The sequence below is a fragment of the Streptomyces sp. NPDC046821 genome (genome assembly GCF_040645335.1).
GTDB lineage: Bacteria > Actinomycetota > Actinomycetes > Streptomycetales > Streptomycetaceae > Streptomyces.
On the sequence record NZ_JBEYYB010000005.1, the window covers coordinates 157,230 to 175,232 of the forward strand.

Annotated in this window: 11 protein-coding genes; 6 read left to right on the forward strand and 5 right to left on the reverse strand. The window is 71.9% G+C overall.

Going from position 1 to position 18,003, the window contains the following annotated elements; translation table 11 throughout:
* Positions 1–212 precede the first annotated feature (212 nt).
* Complete coding sequence (gene glgP, locus ABZ893_RS11660) at positions 213–2,786, forward strand: alpha-glucan family phosphorylase (RefSeq protein WP_361400615.1); 2,574 nt, start codon at positions 213–215, stop codon at positions 2,784–2,786.
* 94 nt (positions 2,787–2,880) lie between these two features.
* Positions 2,881–3,402 carry a GNAT family N-acetyltransferase gene (locus ABZ893_RS11665; RefSeq protein WP_361400618.1) on the forward strand — a complete coding sequence of 174 codons (522 nt, stop codon included), beginning with the start codon at positions 2,881–2,883 and terminating at the stop codon, positions 3,400–3,402.
* A gap of 99 nt (positions 3,403–3,501) precedes the next feature.
* Here ABZ893_RS11665 and ABZ893_RS11670 read toward each other — a convergent pair whose 3' ends face one another.
* The 4 genes from ABZ893_RS11670 to ABZ893_RS11685 all read right to left on the reverse strand — a co-directional run bounded on the left by ABZ893_RS11670 (position 3,502) and on the right by ABZ893_RS11685 (position 11,659).
* Entirely contained in the window at positions 3,502–5,085 is a 1,584-nt protein-coding gene (locus tag ABZ893_RS11670; protein WP_361400621.1) for a M4 family metallopeptidase, read from the reverse strand.
* A gap of 285 nt (positions 5,086–5,370) precedes the next feature.
* On the reverse strand, positions 5,371–7,434 hold the full coding sequence (locus tag ABZ893_RS11675) for a M4 family metallopeptidase (RefSeq protein WP_361400624.1): 2,064 nt from the start codon (positions 7,432–7,434) through the stop codon (positions 5,371–5,373).
* Between the two features lie 446 nt (positions 7,435–7,880).
* Positions 7,881–9,767 carry an ABC transporter ATP-binding protein gene (locus ABZ893_RS11680; protein WP_361400627.1) on the reverse strand — a complete coding sequence of 629 codons (1,887 nt, stop codon included), beginning with the start codon at positions 9,765–9,767 and terminating at the stop codon, positions 7,881–7,883.
* Positions 9,764–11,659, reverse strand: coding sequence for an ABC transporter ATP-binding protein (locus ABZ893_RS11685; RefSeq protein ID WP_361400630.1), 1,896 nt, complete (start codon positions 11,657–11,659; stop codon positions 9,764–9,766). The genes ABZ893_RS11680 and ABZ893_RS11685 overlap by 4 nt, the downstream gene beginning before the upstream one ends.
* Positions 11,660–11,844: 185 nt before the next feature.
* Between ABZ893_RS11685 and ABZ893_RS11690 the strand changes: the two genes are divergently transcribed.
* From ABZ893_RS11690 to ABZ893_RS11705, 4 genes are read left to right on the forward strand one after another with little or no spacing between them, the layout of a single operon-like run.
* The gene (locus tag ABZ893_RS11690; RefSeq protein ID WP_361400633.1) at positions 11,845–12,879 is read left to right on the forward strand and encodes an ABC transporter ATP-binding protein; all 1,035 of its coding nucleotides are present in this window, start codon (positions 11,845–11,847) and stop codon (positions 12,877–12,879) included.
* On the forward strand, positions 12,876–13,673 hold the full coding sequence (locus ABZ893_RS11695) for an ABC transporter permease (RefSeq protein WP_361400636.1): 798 nt from the start codon (positions 12,876–12,878) through the stop codon (positions 13,671–13,673). The genes ABZ893_RS11690 and ABZ893_RS11695 overlap by 4 nt, the downstream gene beginning before the upstream one ends.
* A 37-nt stretch (positions 13,674–13,710) precedes the next feature.
* On the forward strand, positions 13,711–14,994 hold the full coding sequence (locus ABZ893_RS11700) for a sensor histidine kinase (RefSeq protein ID WP_361400640.1): 1,284 nt from the start codon (positions 13,711–13,713) through the stop codon (positions 14,992–14,994).
* Complete coding sequence (locus ABZ893_RS11705) at positions 14,984–15,628, forward strand: response regulator transcription factor (RefSeq protein ID WP_361400643.1); 645 nt, start codon at positions 14,984–14,986, stop codon at positions 15,626–15,628. The genes ABZ893_RS11700 and ABZ893_RS11705 overlap by 11 nt, the downstream gene beginning before the upstream one ends.
* Here ABZ893_RS11705 and glgX read toward each other — a convergent pair.
* Positions 15,625–17,916: a glycogen debranching protein GlgX gene (glgX, locus tag ABZ893_RS11710; protein WP_361400646.1), complete on the reverse strand. Its 2,292-nt coding sequence runs from the start codon at positions 17,914–17,916 to the stop codon at positions 15,625–15,627. The two genes, ABZ893_RS11705 and glgX, sit on opposite strands and share 4 nt — an antisense overlap.
* Between the last annotated feature and the right edge of the window lie 87 nt (positions 17,917–18,003).

Genomic DNA, 18,003 nt, shown 5'->3' on the forward strand with positions numbered 1-18,003 from the left:
GCCGCCCCGACCCGCGTCAACGAGGTCGCCACGCGCCCCCGCGCGCCATGGTGGCCGGAGCCGGGTGGCCGTACCGTCGGGGATGACAGCCGGGGGCCGCCCGCCGCGTGCGCCCTCCCCTACGCACGTGCGCGTATGCCCGCAGCGTCCGCCTACAGAGGCGAGCGCGTCCCCCCGCAGAGGCGAGCGCGTCCCCCTACAGAGGTGAGAACGTGAAGGCCATCCGTCGGTTCACCGTCCGTCCCGTCCTCCCCGAGCCTCTCGCGCCGCTCCACGAGCTGGCCCACAATCTGCGCTGGTCCTGGGACTCCGGGACGCGTGACCTCTTCCGGGCGGTGGACCCCGCGCGCTGGGCCTCCTCCGACGGCGACCCGGTGCGGTTCCTCGGCGCGGTGGCGCCCGCCCGGCTCGCCGAGCTCGCGACCGACGAGGCGTTTCTGCACTCCCTCGCGCAGGCCTCCGCCGACCTCCGGGCCTACGTGCACGGCGACCGCTGGTACCAGACGCAGAACGGCGGCCTGCCCGCCGCCGTCGGCTACTTCTCACCCGAGTTCGGCATCACGGCCGCCCTGCCCCAGTACTCCGGCGGCCTCGGCATCCTCGCCGGCGACCACCTCAAGGCCGCCAGCGACTTAGGGGTGCCGCTCATCGGCGTAGGACTGCTGTACCGGCACGGATACTTCCGCCAGTCGCTGTCCAGGGACGGCTGGCAGCAGGAGACCTATCCCGTCCTCGACCCGCACGAAATGCCCCTGACCTCGCTGCGCGAAGCCGACGGCACCGAATGCCGCATCGCCCTCGCCCTGCCCGGCGGCGGCCGGCTCCTCGCCCGCGTCTGGCAGGCGCAGGTCGGACGCGTACCGCTGCTCCTGCTCGACTCCGGCGTCGAGGAGAACGGCCCCGGGGCACGCGACGTGACCGACCGGCTCTACGGCGGCGGCAGCGAGCACCGGCTCCTCCAGGAAATGCTCCTCGGCATCGGCGGGGTGCGGGCCGTGCGCGCGTACTGCCGGCTCACCGGCCACCCCGAGCCCGAGGTCTTCCACACGAACGAAGGTCACGCGGGCTTCCTCGGCGTCGAGCGGATCCGGGAACTCGCGGAGCAGGGCGTGGACTTCGACGCCGCCCTCGAAGCCGTACGCGCCGGGACCGTCTTCACCACGCACACCCCCGTCCCGGCCGGTATCGACCGCTTCGACCGCGACCTCGTCGCCCGCCACCTCGGCGCCGGCGCCGAACTCCCCGGCATCGACGTGGCGCGCGTCCTCGAACTCGGCAGGGAGACGTACGAGGGCGGCGACCCGAACGTCTTCAACATGGCCGTGATGGGCCTGCGTCTCGCCCAGCGCGCCAACGGCGTCTCCACCCTCCACGGCCGCGTCAGCCGCGACATGTTCGCGGGCCTGTGGCCGGGCTTCGACACGGAGGAAGTGCCCATCACCTCCGTCACGAACGGCGTGCACGCCCCGACCTGGACGGCCCCCGAGGTCCTGCGGCTCGCCTCACGCGACGCCGACGACTACGAGGCCGTCGTCACCGGGACCCCCGGCCGAGACCTCTGGGAGCTGCGGCGCGAGCTGCGCGGCCGGCTCGTTGACGAGGTCCGCGCGCGCCTCGCCGCGTCCTGGCGGCAGCGCGGCGCGGGCACCGCCGAACTGGGCTGGATCGACGGCGTGCTCGACCCCGACGTCCTCACCATCGGCTTCGCCCGCCGCGTCCCCTCCTACAAGCGGCTCACCCTGATGCTGCGCGACCCGGAACGCCTGACCCGGCTCCTCCTCGACCCCGATCGGCCCGTCCAGATCGTCGTCGCGGGCAAGGCGCACCCGGCCGACGACAGCGGCAAGCGCCTCGTACAGGAGCTGGTGCGCTTCGCGGACGATCCCCGGGTCCGCCACCGCATCGTGTTCCTGCCGGACTACGGCATGGCGATGGCGCAGAAGCTCTATCCCGGCTGCGACATCTGGCTCAACAACCCGCTGCGTCCTCTGGAGGCGTGCGGGACGTCCGGTATGAAGGCCGCCCTGAACGGCTGCCTCAACCTGTCCGTCCTGGACGGCTGGTGGGACGAGTGGTTCACGCCCGACTTCGGCTGGGCCATCCCCACGGCCGACGGCAGCGGCACCGACGAGCAGCGGCGCGACGACCTGGAGGCCGCCGCCCTCTACGACCTCGTCGAGCGCCGCGTCGCGCCCCGCTTCTACGAGCGCGGCCCCGAGGGCCTGCCCGACCGCTGGATCGAGATGGTCCGCCGCACCCTCACCCGGCTCGGCCCCAAGGTCCTCGCCGACCGCATGGTCCGCGAGTACGTCGAGAAGCTGTACGCCCCGGCGGCCCACGCGGCGCGCGCTCTCACGCCCGACGCGGCGCGGGAGCTCGCGGGGTGGAAGTCCCGCGTCCGCGCGGCCTGGCCCGGGGTGACGGTCGACCATGTGGAGGCGGCCGACGTCACGGCGGAACTCGGTGCCTCGCTCGTCCTGCGGGTGCGGGTGGCGCTCGACGAGCTCGGGCCCGAGGACGTCGAGGTCCAGGCGGTCTCCGGACGCGTGGACTCCGCCGACCGCATCGCCGACGCGACGACGGTGGCCCTGAAACCGGTCGGCGGCCCGGACCTGGAGGGCCGCTGGTCGTACGAGGGCCCGCTCGCCCTCGACCGCACGGGACCCTTCGGCTACACGGTCCGCATTCTGCCCTCGCACCGGCTCCTCGCCTCACCGGCCGAGACGGGGCTCGTGACCGTGCCCGCGGAGACGGCGCCCGGGACGGCGGGGGTCCTGATGCGCTGAGGGTCCCCAGGGAGAGAGGGGCCCGGGTGTGCCCGCGGCGGTGTCCGGCGGCCGGGTGGTCGGGCGGGCCCGGCGTCTCGGCGAAGATGGACCCATGACCGAGATCCAGACGCCCCGCCTCCTGCTCCGCCAGTGGTCCGACGACGACCTCGTCCCCCTCGCCGAGATCCAGGCCGACCCGCAGGTCATGCGCCGCGTCGGCGACGGCGCGCCGCGCAGCCTGGAGCGCACGGCGGAGGACATCGAGGCCTGGGAGGAGGAGTGGGACGAGGAGGGCTTCGGCCCGTTCGCCGTCGAACTCCTCGCCTCCGGCGAGCTGGCGGGCGTCGTCGGCCTCTCGGTGTCGAAGATCCGGCCGGGCATCGAGATCAACTGGTGGCTCGGCCGCCAGTTCTGGGGCCAGGGCTACGCCTCCGAGGCCGCCCAGGCCACCCTGGAATTCGCCCTCCAGGACCGTGGAGTCGACCGCGTCATCGCCCTCATCCACCCCGGCGACACGCCCTCCGAGAACGTCGCCCGCAAGCTCGGCATGACGGAGGAGGCCGAGTTCACCCACCCCGACCACGGCTTCCCGCTCCGCGAGCACACGATCGACCTGACGGAGTACGAGGCCTGACGCGCCGGGCACGAGGCCGGACCGTGAATACCGGGCCGGAAAACGTGAAGTGGGGCGGCCCCCCGAAGGTTCCGCCCCACAACTCCCGTTCCGCAGAGCTTACTTGACGTTCACCGCGGCCCAGGCCCGGTCGACCGCCTTGTACTCCGCCGAGGTGGCGCCGTACAGGGCGGACGCCGCGCTCAGCGTGCCCGTGCGGGCCTTGGCGTAGTTCGTCGTCGTCGTGAAGTACGTCGTCAGGGCCTTGAACCAGATCTTCTCGGCCTTGTCGCGGCCGATGCCCGCGGCCGGCTGGCCGTCCGCCGTGGGCGAGTTGTAGCTGACGCCGTTGATGGTCTTGGCGCCGCTGCCCTCGCTCAGCAGGTAGAAGAAGTGGTTCGCGATGCCCGACGAGTAGTGCACGTCGACGTTGCCCGCGCCGGTCTTCCAGTTGTCCAGGGACGCGCCGTCCTTGCTCGGCTTGTCCATGTAGCGCAGCGGGGTGCCGTTCCCGTTGATGTCGATCTTCTCGCCGATGAGGTAGTCGCCGACGTCCTTCGCGTTGTTGGCGTGGAACTCCACCGCCGTGCCGAAGATGTCGGAGGTCGCCTCGTTCAGACCGCCGGACTCACCGCTGTAGATGAGGCCCGCCGTCGCGGCGGTGACGCCGTGGCTCATCTCGTGGCCCGCCACGTCGATCGCCGTCAGCGGCTTCGCGTTGCCCGTGCCGTCGCCGTACGTCATGCAGAAGCAGCTGTCGTCCCAGAACGCGTTGACGTACGCGTTCCCGTAGTGGACCCGGGAGTACGCGGCCTTGCCGTCGCCCTTGATGCCGCTGCGGCCGTGCACGTCCTTGTAGTAGTCCCACGTCACCTGGGCGCCGTAGGCGGCGTCGACCGCGGCGGTCGCCGGGTCGCTCACCGTGCCGTTGCCCCACTTGTCGTCGGCGTCCGTGAAGAGCGTGCCCTTGCCGGACGTGCCGTGGTTCAGGTTGTACGTGCTGTGGCCGCCGCGCGCGTTGTCCGTGAGGGCGTACGACGTACCGGACTTGACCGATCCGATGGTCACGCTGCCGCTGTACTGGCTCTCGCCGACGCCGGTGCGGATGTCGTCCCACTGGAAGATTCTCTTGCCGGACTTGGCGTCCGTGACGACGTGCAGCTTGCTCGGCGTCCCGTCCTTCTGCGTGCCGGTGACGACCTTCTCGTAGGCGAGGCGCGGGGTGCCCGAGGCCGCCCAGACCACCTTGCGGGCGCCTTCGGGGGCGGCGGCGAGGGTGGCGGGGGCCGTCGCCACGTCGATGCTCTTCGACGTGGCGCGGGTGACGCCCTCCTGCTTGCCGGCCTTCGACTCGTGGACGACGAGGTCGCCGCCGAGGACGGGGAGTCCGTCGTAGGTGCGCTCGTAGCGGGTGTGGGTCGTGCCGTCGCGGTCCTCGACCACGTCACGGACGACCAGCTTCTCCTTGGCGTCGAGGCCGAGTTCCTTCGCCGTCTCGGCCTTCTGCGCGTTCGCGTCCTGGAGGAGGCCCGCGCGGGCGGAGGCGGAGAGGGTGGTGGGCGCGGCGCCCGGGGTGGCGTCGGCCGCGGTCTGCGCGGTGGCGCCGGTGGCGGTTCCGGCGGCCAGGAGTGCTCCGGCGGCGACGGCGGTGGCGATGGTCAGGGTCGAACGCTTCTTGGTGAAGCGGACTATGTGGGGGGTCACGCAAGCTCCTTGAGGTGTGGGGTAAGAGAGCTGTGTGGTGCGTGGTGCGTCTGGCGTGCTGTGTGGTGCGCCGTACGTGGAGGGAAGCGTGCCAGTTCCGGCTTGTACATGTCATGAGGGCGATCGCAGGTTGGCCGGAACTCGTCCGTTGGGCGATGCCCCTTGTACGCATTGCGAACAGCACGTGAACGGGCGTGCCGCCCCGGGGAGTTCACCCACCCGGGACGACGCGCCGCCGGACCGTGCGGCTCCGCAGGGAGCCGGTTGGGGCCGGTCGTAGCCGGTTTACGGGAAGGTGAGCTTCCAGCTGTTGATGTAGCCGGTGTCGCCCGCGTACACGTCCTGGACCTTCAGCTTCCAGGTGCCGTTGGCCACCTCGGTGGACGCGTTGACCGTGTAGGTCGTGTTCACGTTGTCCGCCGAGTCGCTGCCGCTGGAGTTCTTCAGGCGGTACGTCGACCCGTCCGGGGCCACCAGGTCGATGACCAGGTCACCGCGCCAGGTGTGCGTGATGTTCACGTAGACCTGGAGGTTGGACGGCGCGTTGCCCGCGCGGCCGGTGACCGCGATGGGCGACGTGACCGCGGCGCCTGCGTCGGGGATGTTGACGCGGGTCGCGTTCTCGAACGACGTACCCGTACCGCCGCCGCCACCGCCAGACCGGGCGCCCACGGCGACACCCGCCCAGGCGTCCTGCACGGCCTTGTACTCGGCGCTGGTCGTGCCGTACAGGTCACCGGCCGCGGCGAGGGTGCCGGTGCGCGCCGACGCGTAGTTCGTGGTCGTCGTGAACTTCGTGGTGAGCGCCTTGTACCAGATCAGCTCTGCCTTGGCGCGGCCGATGCCGGTGACCGGAAGCCCGTCCGCCGTCGGGGAGTTGTAGCTGACGCCGTTGATCGTCTTGGCGCCGCTGCCCTCGCTGAGCAGGTAGAAGAAGTGGTTGGCCGGGCCCGACGAGTAGTGCACGTCGACGCTGCCGATGCCGGAGTACCACGAGTCCTTGGACGCGCCGTCCTTGCTCGGCTGGTCCATGTATCGCAGCGGCGTTCCGTCGCCGTTGATGTCGATCTTCTCGCCGATGAGGTAGTCGCCCACGTCGGAGGCGTTGTTGGCGTAGAACTCGACGGCCGTGCCGAAGATGTCGGACGTCGCCTCGTTCAGACCGCCGGACTCACCGCTGTAGACGAGACCGGCCGTCGCGGCGGTGACGCCGTGGCTCATCTCGTGGCCCGCCACGTCGATCGCGGTCAGCGGCTTGAGGTTGCCCGACCCGTCGCCGTACGTCATGCAGAAGCAGCTGTCGTCCCAGAACGCGTTCACGTACGCGTTCCCGTAGTGGACCCGCGAGTACGCGGCGACACCGTCTCCGCGGATGCCGGTGCGGCCCTGGACGTTCTTGTAGTAGTCCCAGGTCTCTGCCGCACCGTAGTGCGCGTCGGCGGCCGCGGTCTGGGTGTTCGACGGGCTGCCGTTGCCCCACACGTCCGAGGCGGCCGTGTAGAGGGTGCCGGTCCCCGACGAGCCGTGGTTCAGGTTGTACGTCTTGTGGCCGCCGCGCCCGGTGTCGTTGAGCGAGTACGTCGATCCCGACAGGGACGTGCCGAGCGTCACGGTGCCGCTGTACTGCGTGTTGCCCGTGCCGGTCTCGATGCCCTGCCACTCGTACAGCTTCTTGCCGGAGGCCGCGTCGGTGACGACGTGCAGCTGGTTCGGGGTGCCGTCCTCCTGGAGCCCGCCGACGACCGTCTCGTACGCGAGGGTCGGCTTGCCCTGGGCCATCCAGACGACCTTGCGCGGGGCACGGTCGGCGGCGGTCTTCTTCGAACCGTCGGCCGCCGCGGCCTTCACCGCCTGCCGCTCCGCCGTGGCCGGCTTCACCGCCGCGGTGGTGGCCACGCCCTTGAGCGCCGCCTTCGAGGCGCGCGTCACGCCCTCGGCCTTCCCGGACTTGGCGGTGTCGACGACGAGGTCGCCGCCGAGGACGGGGAGTCCGTCGTAGGTCCGCTCGTAGCGGGTGTGCGTCGTGCCGTCGCGGTCCTGGAGGACGTCACGGACGACGAGCTTCTCCTTGGCGCCGAGGCCGAGGTCCTTGGCGGTGGCCGCCTTGTCCGCGTTGGCCGCACGCAGCAGCTCGGCGCGTTTGGCGGGGGTGAGCTTCGCGGGGAGGGCGCCGGGGTGGGCGCCCTTCGCGGCGGCCTCGGCGACCGAGGCGGCGGGCCGGTTGTCGGCCGAGGCGACGCCGCCGGTCTGGACGGCGGCGGCGAGCAGAGCGGTGACCGCGGCGAGGGCGCCGTAGCCGGCGGCCCGTCTGCGGGAACGAGATCTGTGGGAGGTGGAGGACGGTCTCACGCTGACTCCTTCTGCGGGCCGCGGATCGCGCGGCCGGGGGAGACCGGACGGCGAATGACCGTCCGGGCAGAACAAGGCAGAACAAGGCAGAACAAGGTGGTACTGGGATGTGCTGGCCTGGCACCGGGCTGAACTCGTCCGATGCCGGGCTGAACTGGTCCGACACCGGGCTGAACTCGTCCGATGCCGGGCTGAACCGGCCCGACGCCGAGCCGGACTTGGGCGCAGCCGGCGGTGCTTCGGCCGCTGGTGCCCGGGGCGTCGAACCGGCCTCGTCCGGTCAGCTGTGGGGCAGCTGTGCGAGGCCGAGGGAAGAGTGGCAGCAGAGAGCGTTGTCTGTCAGGAGCGCGTCAACAGGTTGGCCGGAAATGGTCCGTTGCCCGGAGGGTCACGTTCGATATACGGAGCCCTCGCCGGGCCGGTGCGCGGCCCGGCGAGGGCCCGGTTCAGCCGACGACGCTCTCCCGCCAGGCCCGGTGCAGATCGGCGAACGCTCCTGTACCGCGGATCAGTTCGTCCGGAGTCCCGTCCTCCGCGATCCGCCCGTGTTCCATGACCAGAACGCGGTCGGCGATCTCCACGGTCGACAGCCGGTGCGCGATGACGACCGCCGTACGGTCGCGCAGCACCGTGTGCATCGCGCGCTGCACCGCCCGCTCGCCGGGGATGTCGAGCGAACTCGTCGCCTCGTCGAGAATGAGCACCGCCGGGTCGGCGAGCAGGGCGCGGGCGAAGGCCACCAACTGCCGCTGCCCGGCCGAAATTCGACCCCCGCGCTTGCGGACGTCCGTGTCGTACCCGTCCGGCAGCGCCGTGATGAAGTCGTGCGCGCCGATCGCCTTCGCCGCGCGCTCGATGTCCGCGCGGGTCGCCTCGGGCCGCCCGATCGCGATGTTCTCGGCGACGGTGCCGGAGAACAGGAACGCCTCCTGCGTCACCATCACCACACCCCGCCGCAGCTCGGCCGTGCTCAGGTCGCGCAGGTCGACGCCGTCGAGCAGGACCCGGCCCGCCGACGGGTCGTAGAAGCGGGCGAGGAGCTTCGCGAGCGTCGACTTTCCGGCGCCCGTGGAGCCGACCACGGCGACCGTCTGGCCTGCGGGCAGCGTGAGATCGAAGAGGGGCAGCACCTCGCCGCCCGTGCGGTAGCCGAACGAGACCCCGTCGAAGACGACCTCGCGGCCCGGCCGGTCAGATGGCGCCTCGGGCAGCCCGAGCGGCGACGACGGTTCCGGCACGGTCGGCGTCTGGTGGAGCAGGCCGGCGATCTTACGCAGTGAAGCGGCTGCGGACTCATAGGAGTTGAGGAACATCGCGAGCCGGTCGATGGGGTCGTACAGGCGGCGGATGAACAGGACGGCGGCGGCCAGGACGCCCAGTTCGAGCGTGCCGTCGGCCACGCGGTAGGCGCCCCACAGGACCATTCCGGCCACCGCCGTGTTGGCGAGGAGGCGGGAGCCGACGACGTAGCGCGCCATCTCCAGCATCGCGTCGCCGTTGACCCGCTCGTGGCGGTGGTTGAGGCCGGCGAAGTCCGCGTCGTTCGCACGCTCACGGCGGAAGGCGCGCACCGGCCTGATCCCGTTCATCGTCTCGGCGAACTTCACGATGACGCGGGCGATCGCCGACGACCGCACCGCATACACGCGGGCCGCGCGCCGCCGGTACAGCTGGATCAGGACGGCGAGCGGCAGGAACGACAGGGCGGCCACGGCGCCGATGCCGACGTCGAGATAGAGCAGCATCGCCGTGATGTAGACGGAGGCCAGGACGATGTTGATGAGCTCCTGGAGCCCCTCGGCCAGCAGCTCGCGCAGGGACTCGACGTCCGTCGTCGCGCGCGAGATGAGCCTGCCGGACGTGTACCGGTCGTGGAAGTCGACGCTGAGGGCCTGCGCGTGACGGAAGATCCGGCCGCGCAGGTCGAGCAGCACGCTCTGGTTGACCCGGGCCGAGACCCGTACGAACTTGTACTGGAAGAAGCTGGAGCAGGACGCCGCGAGGAGATAGCCGACGGCCACCGCGATCAGCGGCCCGTGGTCGCTCGCGCGGAAGGCGGGCACGGCCCGGTCGATGGCGTACGCGACGAGGAGCGGCCCCGCTTGTACGGCGGCCTGCTGGAGCAGCAGACACAGCACGGCGAGCCACACCGTGCGGCGGCTCGGGGCGAGCAGGGAGCGGAGGAGTGCGCCGGTGGCGCCCTTGGGGGTGGGCAGGTCGTCCTGGTCGAAGGGGTCGCCGGGGGAGGGGAGGCGGAGTTCCCCGTCGTCGGGGGTGCCTTCGTCCTCGGAGGAGGGCTCGGGCGGCGTGCGGTCCTGGGTCGTGGTGGTCATCGCGTGCCCTTCCCCTCGGCTTCAGCCACGAATCGGGCGGCGTCGTCGACGGCCCCGGCGCCGTCCACAGCCTCCGTATCCGCCCCCGACATCAGATGCCGGTACTCGGCGTTGTCCCGGAGCAGTTCCTGATGTGTGCCGATCGCCGTGATCCGGCCGCCCGACAGGAGGGCCACGCGGTCGGCGAGCAGGACCGTGGACGGGCGGTGCGCGACGACGAGCGCCGTGCTCTCCGCCAGCACCTCCCGCAGTGCCGCCTCCACCAGCGCCTCCGTGTGCACGTCCAGCGCGGACAGCGGGTCGTCCAGGACGAGGAAGCGCGGGCGCCCCACGACCGCGCGGGCGAGCGCGAGCCGCTGCCGCTGTCCGCCGGACAGGCTGAGCCCCTGCTCACCGACCTGCGTACCGGCACCCTCCGGAAGTGCCTTCACGAACGAGGCCTGCGCGACCCCGAGCGCCCGGTCGAGCTGGGAGTCGTCCGAGCCGTCCGCCCCCATCAGCACGTTCTCCGCGACGGTCGCCGAGAACAGGGTGGGTTCCTCGAAGGCGACGGAGACCAGCGTGCGCAGTTCCTCGCGTGCCATCGCGGCGATGTCCCGCCCGTCGAGCGTGATCCGCCCGCCGCTGACCTCGTGCAGACGCGGCACGAGCGCGGTCAGCGTCGTCTTGCCGCTGCCGGTCGCGCCGACGAGCGCCAGCGTCTCGCCGGACCGGATGTGCAGGTCGACACGGTCCAGGACGGGCTCGGACGCCTCGGGCGCGTCCGGGTAACGGAAGCGGACGCCCTCGAACCGCATCCCACCCGCACCGCCCCCGTCCCCGCCCCTGTCCGCGTCCTCGAGGCCCACGGGGGCGCCCCCCTCGACCTCCTCCGCCGCGTCCATCACCTCGAAGAACCGCCGCGTCGCCGTCGCCGCCTCCTGGCTCATCGCCAGCAGAAACCCGATCGAGTCGATGGGCCAGCGCAGCGCCAGCGCCGTCGACAGGAACGCGACCAGCGTCCCGGCGGACAGCTTCCCGTCCGCGACCTGCATCGACCCGAGCACCAGCGCGGCCCCGAGCGCCACCTCCGGCAGCAGCGTGATCACCGCGAGGATCCCCGCGAGCAGCCGCGCCTTGGTCAACTCGGTGCCGCGCAGCGTCTGCGACAGCTCACGGAACGCCCGCGCCTGACTGCGGTGCCGCCCGAACCCCTTGATGATCCGGATCCCGAGAACGGACTCCTCCACCACCGTCGTCAGATCGCCGACCTGGTCCTGCGCCTGTCGTGCCACCGCCGAGTACGTCGACTCGAACCGGTAGCAGAGCAGGATCAGCGGCAGCGCGGGCGCCAGCAGGACGAGCCCGAGCCGCCAGTCCTGCGCGAGCAGCAGCACGAAACCGGCGGTGATCGTCACCCCGTTGACGATCAGGAACGTCATCGGGAAGGCCAGGAACAGCCGTACGACCATGAGGTCGGTCGTCCCGCGCGACAGCAACTGGCCCGAGGCCCACCGGTCGTGGAAGGCGACGGGCAGCCGCTGCAGATGCCGGTACAGATCCGCCCGCATGGCCGCCTCGACGCTCACGAGGGGGCGCGCCACCAGCCACCGTCTCAGCCCGAACAGCAGTGCCTCGGTGATGCCGAGGCCGAGCAGCATTCCCGCGCCCAGCCACACCCCGCCCGGGTCGTGGTCGGTGACCGGCCCGTCCACGATCCACTTCAGCACGACGGGAAAGACGAGCGACAGGCACGAGGCGACTATCGCGACGACGGCCGCGCCGGCCCAGCGCCTCCACACGGGCCGCACGTACGGCCACAGGCGCAGCAGCGTGCGCACGGCGGACTGCTCCGCCGCCGGCGGGGGAGGGATTTCGTCGGGGTCCGTGGCCGGTGCATGTGTAGTGGGCATCAGAGCTGAGACTACGGACCGGCACTGACAACGCCACCGGATTTTCCGGCGGTTGCCGCCAGTTCCCGCCGACCTGCACCCCACCGGCCCCCCGAGGTCGTAGCGCCCGGTCAACCGATCGGCTGATGCCGTTTCGAGCGCGATGGGCGATGCCGGGGCGAGGCCCGCGCGGCGATTCTCTAAGCATGACGACGACGAGCAGGACGACGAGCGAGACGGCGGGCAAGGTGCCGACGAGCCCGACAACAAGCACCCCGACGAGCCCGACGACGAGCGCGAGCCCGACCGCGACGCCCGGCCCGGCACGGGCCCGGCGCCCCCTGATCGAAGTCTCCGGCCTCCGCAAGGTCTACGGAGGACGGGCCGTGGTGGACGGACTGTCCTTCACCGTCGACGAGGGCGAGATCTTCGGCATCCTCGGCCCGAACGGCGCCGGCAAGACGACCGCCGTCGAGTGCGTCGAGGGGCTCCGCGTCCCCGACGCGGGCCACATCCGCGTCGCCGGCCTCGACCCCGTGGCCGACCACGACCAGGTCACCGGCATCCTCGGCGCCCAGCTCCAGGAGAGCGAGCTCCAGCCCAAACTCACCGTCCGCGAGGCGCTCGAACTGTACGCGGCGCTCTACCCGAACCCCGCCGACTGGCGCCCCCTGGCCGAGCGCCTGCGCCTCACGGACAAGCTCGGCACCCGGTTCGCGAAGCTCAGCGGCGGCCAGAAGCAGCGCCTGTTCATCGCGCTCGCGCTGATCGGGAACCCGCGCGTCGTCGTCCTCGACGAACTGACGACCGGTCTGGACCCGCGCGCCCGCCGCGACACGTGGCAGCTCATCGAGGACGTCCGCGACAGCGGCGTCACCGTCCTGCTCGTCACGCACTTCATGGAGGAGGCGCAGCGCCTCTGCGACCGGATCGCCGTGATCGACAAGGGCAGGATCGCCGCCCTCGACACCCCGGCCGGACTGATCAGCCGGGCCGCCGCCTCCACCGTCATGTCGTTCACCCCGTCCGCGCCGCTCGACGAGGCGGCCCTGCGCGACCTGCCCGCGCTCGCGTCCGTGGAGCACAAGGACGGCCGGATCACCCTCGGCGGCACCGACGAGACGGTCAACGCCGTGATCACGCTGCTCGCCCGCCACCACATCACCGCCCACCAACTCCGCGTGTCCGACGCCACGTTGGACGACGCGTTCCTCGACCTCACAGGAGCCGGCCAGTCATGAGCGCCCCGACCCTCAGCACCGCCGGCGCCGCCGGCACCGCGCCCCGTACGCGTACGTCGCCGAACCGCGCCGTCCTGCGGACCGAACTCCGCCTCTTCCGGCGCGAGCCCGCCGGCCTCTTCTGGATCGGCGTCTTCCCGACGGTCCTGCTCGTCATCCTCGGCTCCATCCCCTCCTTCCGCGAGACCGACCCGTCCCTCGGCGGCATCCGCCTCGTCGACGCGTACGTCCCCGTGACCGTGCTGCTCGCGATGATCATGTCCGGGCTCCAGTCCATGCCGCCCGTCATCACCGGCTACCGCGAACGCGGCATCCTGCGCCGCATGTCGACGACTCCGGTCCGCCCGGCGGCGCTCCTCGGCGCGCAGGTGGGCATCCACGGCGTCGCCGCCCTCTGCTCGGCGGTCCTCTCGCTGGCCGTCGGCCGGATCGCCTTCGACGTAGCGCTGCCGAAGCAGCCCGGCGGGTATGTGCTGGCCCTCGTGCTCGCCGTCCTCGTCGCCCTCGCGCTCGGCGCCCTCGTGTCGGCCCTGTCGCGCACGACGAAGATCTCCAACGCGATCGGCTCGGTCGTCTTCTTCCCGATGATGTTCAGCGCGGGAGTGTGGGTGCCGATCCAGGCGATGCCCGCCACCCTCGCGCACATCGTGGAGTACACCCCCTTCGGTGCCGCCGCGCAGGCCCTCGGCCAGGCCGCGGCCGGCGACTGGCCGAGCTGGTCCCACCTGGCCGTCCTCGCGGTGTGGACCCTGCTCCTGTCCGGCGCCGCGTCGCGCTGGTTCCGCTGGGAATGACCCGGTGACCTCCGCCATGGCCGTGCAGACTGGGCGCATGACAACGGGAACAGGCAGCACGGCCGCCGCCGCGGCGGCCATGACGGTCGAGGAACGCTGGGCCAACTTCCACCGCTACGGACCGTTCGGCCTGCTCGTCATCGGCCTCTCCCTGTCCGCCGCCACGTCCGACGTCGTCGGCATGGACCGCACGGACTGGTACGTCGTCGGCTCGCTGTCCGCCGTCGCCTTCGCCCTCCAGCTGTGGTGGGTGAGGGCGATGCGCACCCGGCCGGGCCACACCCCGGCCAGCGCCTTCAACTACTGGTTCCGCTGGGCCATCAGCTTCGTCGTCGCCTGGATCAACCCGTTCTACGCGTTCTACGCGGCCTGCGGCTACTTCGACGTCGAGCGGCTGCTGCCGCGCCGCTGGGTCAGGCCGGGCGTGTTCGCGGCGGCCGTCGTCATGGCGGGCTCCCAGTCCGGGGGCCTGCCGCCCGACGGCCCGCTCGGCTGGGCCCTGTTCGGCGGACTCCTCGCCGTCAACGTCACCCTGGCCGCGATCATGGGCCATCTCAACGCCCAGGAGAACGAACGGGCCCGCGTCCAGGCCGAGACCATCGCCGAACTGGAGCGTACGAACACCGCGCTCCAGCAGGCCATGGACGAGAACGCCGCCCTGCACGCCCAACTCCTCGTCCAGGCACGGGAGGCCGGCGTCGCCGACGAGCGCAGGCGGCTCGCCGCCGAGATCCACGACACCATCGCCCAGGGCCTGACCGGAATCATCGCCCAGCTCCAGGTCGTCGCCGGAACCCCCGATCCGGAAGCGGCCCGCGTCCACCTGGACCGCGCCGCCGACCTCGCCCGGCACAGCCTCGGCGAGGCCCGCCGCTCCGTGCACAACCTCTCCCCGGCCGCCCTGGAGAACGCGTCCCTGCCCGAGGCACTGAAGAAGACGGTCGACGACTGGTCCCAACGCACAGGAGTACGCGCCGAGTTCACCGTCACCGGCACCACCGAGCCGCTGCACGACGAGATCGAGGCGACCCTCCTGCGCATCGCCGAAGAGGCGCTGTCGAACGCGGCCCGGCACGCCCACGCGGCCCGCCTCGGCGTCACGCTCTCCTACATGGCCGGCGAGGTCACGCTCGACGTACGCGACGACGGCCGCGGCTTCGACCCGCTCGACGTGCCCGCCCGCACCGGCACGGGCGGCTTCGGCCTCGACGGGATGCGGGCCCGCGCCGAACGCATCGCCGGAGCGCTCACGGTGGAGTCGGAGCCTGGCGGGGGCACCGCCGTGTCGGCTCGCGTACCTTTGGTGCGCCATGACCACTGACAGTGCGATCTCCCTCCTCATCGTCGACGACCACCCCGTCGTACGGGACGGCCTGCGCGGCATGTTCGAGTCCGCCGACGGGTTCACGGTCCTCGGCGAGGCGTCGAACGGCGTCGAGGCCGTCGACCTCGCCGGGCGGCTCGACCCCGACGTCGTCCTCATGGACCTGCGGATGCCCGGCGGCAACGGCGTGGACGCCATCAAGGAACTCACCCGCCGCGGCGCCCGCTCCCGCGTCCTCGTGCTCACCACGTACGACACGGACTCGGACACGCTCCCCGCGATCGAGGCGGGCGCCACCGGCTACCTCCTCAAGGACGCCCCGCGCGAGGAACTGTTCACGGCCGTACGCGCGGCCGCCGACGGCCGTACCGTGCTCTCCCCGGCGGTCGCCTCCCGGCTCGTCACCGCCGTCCGCACCCCGTCCGCCCCCGCCGACGAACCCCTCTCGGCCCGTGAGCGCGAGGTCCTCGCCCTGGTCGCCAAGGGCACGTCGAACAAGGAGATCGCCCGCGTCCTGTTCATCAGCGAGGCGACGGTGAAGACCCATCTCACGCACGTCTACGGCAAGTTGGGCGTGAAGGACCGCGCGGCGGCCGTCGCCGTGGGGTACGACCGGAAGATCCTCGGCTAGATCTTTTCCTGGTCGAGCACCCGAAGCAGCAGCACCGACCGCCCCGGCACCGTGATCGCCGCCCCCGCCGGATGCGTCACCCCCGGTTCCGCCGCCTGCGCCTCGGCCGACGTGTCCACCACCACCTCGTACGCGCGTGCCCACGGCCGGCCAGGCAGGACGTAGCTCTCGTCACGGTCCCCGGCGTGCAGAACCGCGAGAAAGCTGTCGTCCGTGACGGGCGCGCCCAGGGCGTCGCGGCCCGGTATGTCGCGCCCGGAGAGGTACATCCCGAGCGTGGCCGCCGGCGCGTACCAGTCCCGTTCCGTCATCTCCGTGCCGCGCGCCGTGAACCACGCCAGGTCACGCAGCCCGTCCGCCGAGTGCGCCCGCCCGGAGAAGAACGCGCGGCGCCGCAGCACCGGATGCGCGTGCCGCAGCGCGACGAGCCGCGAGGTCAGTTCGAACAGGGCCCGCCAGCCCGGCTCTTCGAGCAGCGACCAGTCCACCCAGCTGATCTGGTTGTCCTGGCAGTACGCGTTGTTGTTACCGCGCTGCGTACGGCCCAGCTCGTCCCCGGCGACCAGCATCGGCACGCCGGTGGACAGCAGCAGCGTCGTCAGCAGATTCCTCAACTGCCGCCGCCGCAGGGCGAGTACACCCTCGTCGGTGGTCTCGCCCTCGGCGCCGCAGTTCCAGGACCGGTTGTCGTCGGTCCCGTCCCGGTTGCCCTCGCCGTTGGCCTCGTTGTGCTTGTGCTCGTAACTCACCAGGTCGCGCAGGGTGAAGCCGTCGTGCGCGGTGACGAAGTTGACGGAGGCGTACGGGCGGCGGCCGCCCCACGCGTACAGGTCGCTCGACCCGGACAGGCGGTAGCCCAGGTCCCGCACGTCGGGCAGGGCGCCGCGCCAGAAGTCCCGTACGGCGCCTCGGTAGCGGTCGTTCCACTCCGTCCACAGCGGTGGAAAAGCTCCGACCTGATAGCCGCCCGAGCCCACGTCCCACGGCTCCGCGATCAGCTTCACCCGCCGCAGCACGGGGTCCTGCGCGATCACCGCGAGGAACGGCGACAGCATGTCCACGTCGTGCATCGAGCGGGCGAGCGCGGCCGCCAGATCGAAACGGAAGCCGTCCACCCCCATCTCGGTCACCCAGTAGCGCAGCGAGTCGGTGATGAGCCGGAGCACGTGCGGCTGCACCACGTGCAGGGTGTTGCCGCAGCCCGTGTAGTCCGCGTACCGGCGGGCGTCGTCCTGGAGGCGGTAGTAGCCGCGGTTGTCGATGCCCTTCAGGGACAGCGTCGGGCCAAGCTCGCCCGACTCCGCCGTGTGGTTGTAGACCACGTCGAGGATGACCTCGATCCCGGCCGCGTGCAGCGCCCGCACCATCCGACGGAACTCGCCGACCTGCTGCCCGCCGGTGCCCGTCGCCGCGTACCCCGCGTGCGGCGCGAAGTAGCCGACCGAGTTGTAACCCCAGTAGTTCCGAAGGCCCCGCTTCAGCAGATGGTCCTCGTGGGCGAACTGATGCACCGGCAGCAGCTCGACCGCCGTCACGCCGAGCCGCACCAGATGCTCCACGGCCGCCGGATGCGCGAGCCCCGCGTACGTGCCGCGCAGCTTCTCGGGGATCCCCGGGTGCAGCGCGGTGAAGCCCTTCACATGCAGCTCGTAGATCACCGAGTCCGCCCACGGCGTCTTCGGCCGCCGGTCGTCGGCCCACTCGTCCCCGGGCACGTCGTCGTGGACGACCACCCCTTTGGGGACGTACGGCGCCGAGTCGCGGCCGTCGCGCACGGTGTCGGCCACGTGCTGCTCGGGCCAGTCGCGCACATGGCCGTACACCTCCGGCGGAAGCCGGAAATCGCCGTCGACGGCGCGCGCGTACGGGTCCAGGAGCAGCTTCGCCGGGTTCCAGCGGGCGCCCGTCCACGGGTCCCAGCGGCCGTGCACCCGGAACCCGTACCGCTGGCCCGGCAGTACGCCAGGGACGAAGCCGTGCCAGATCTCGTGCGTCAGCTCGGTCAGCGGGGCGCGGCGCTCGCGGCCCGCGTCGTCGAAGAGGCACAGCTCGACCGACTCGGCCCCGCCCGCCCACAGCGCGAAGTTGGTGCCCGCCGTGCCGTCGGGGCCGACCCGGAAGCGTGCGCCCAGTGGAGTGGGGGTTCCGGGCCACACGGGCTCGACCCGCGGTGTCCGCTCGCGGGCGCGGCGGCCGTCGGGACCGGTCGCGGTGCGCGCCGCCGGCACCGCCGCGGACCGTTCCCCCAGGGAATCCCCGGGTGCCTCCTGCTCGGGTGCGCTCGCCACCTGCCTGCCTCCCGCGGCCGCCGTCGCGTGGTCCTCCCCAGTGTTCTGCCCACCGCTTGGCTCGCACTCACGTTTCCCCGCCGGGGG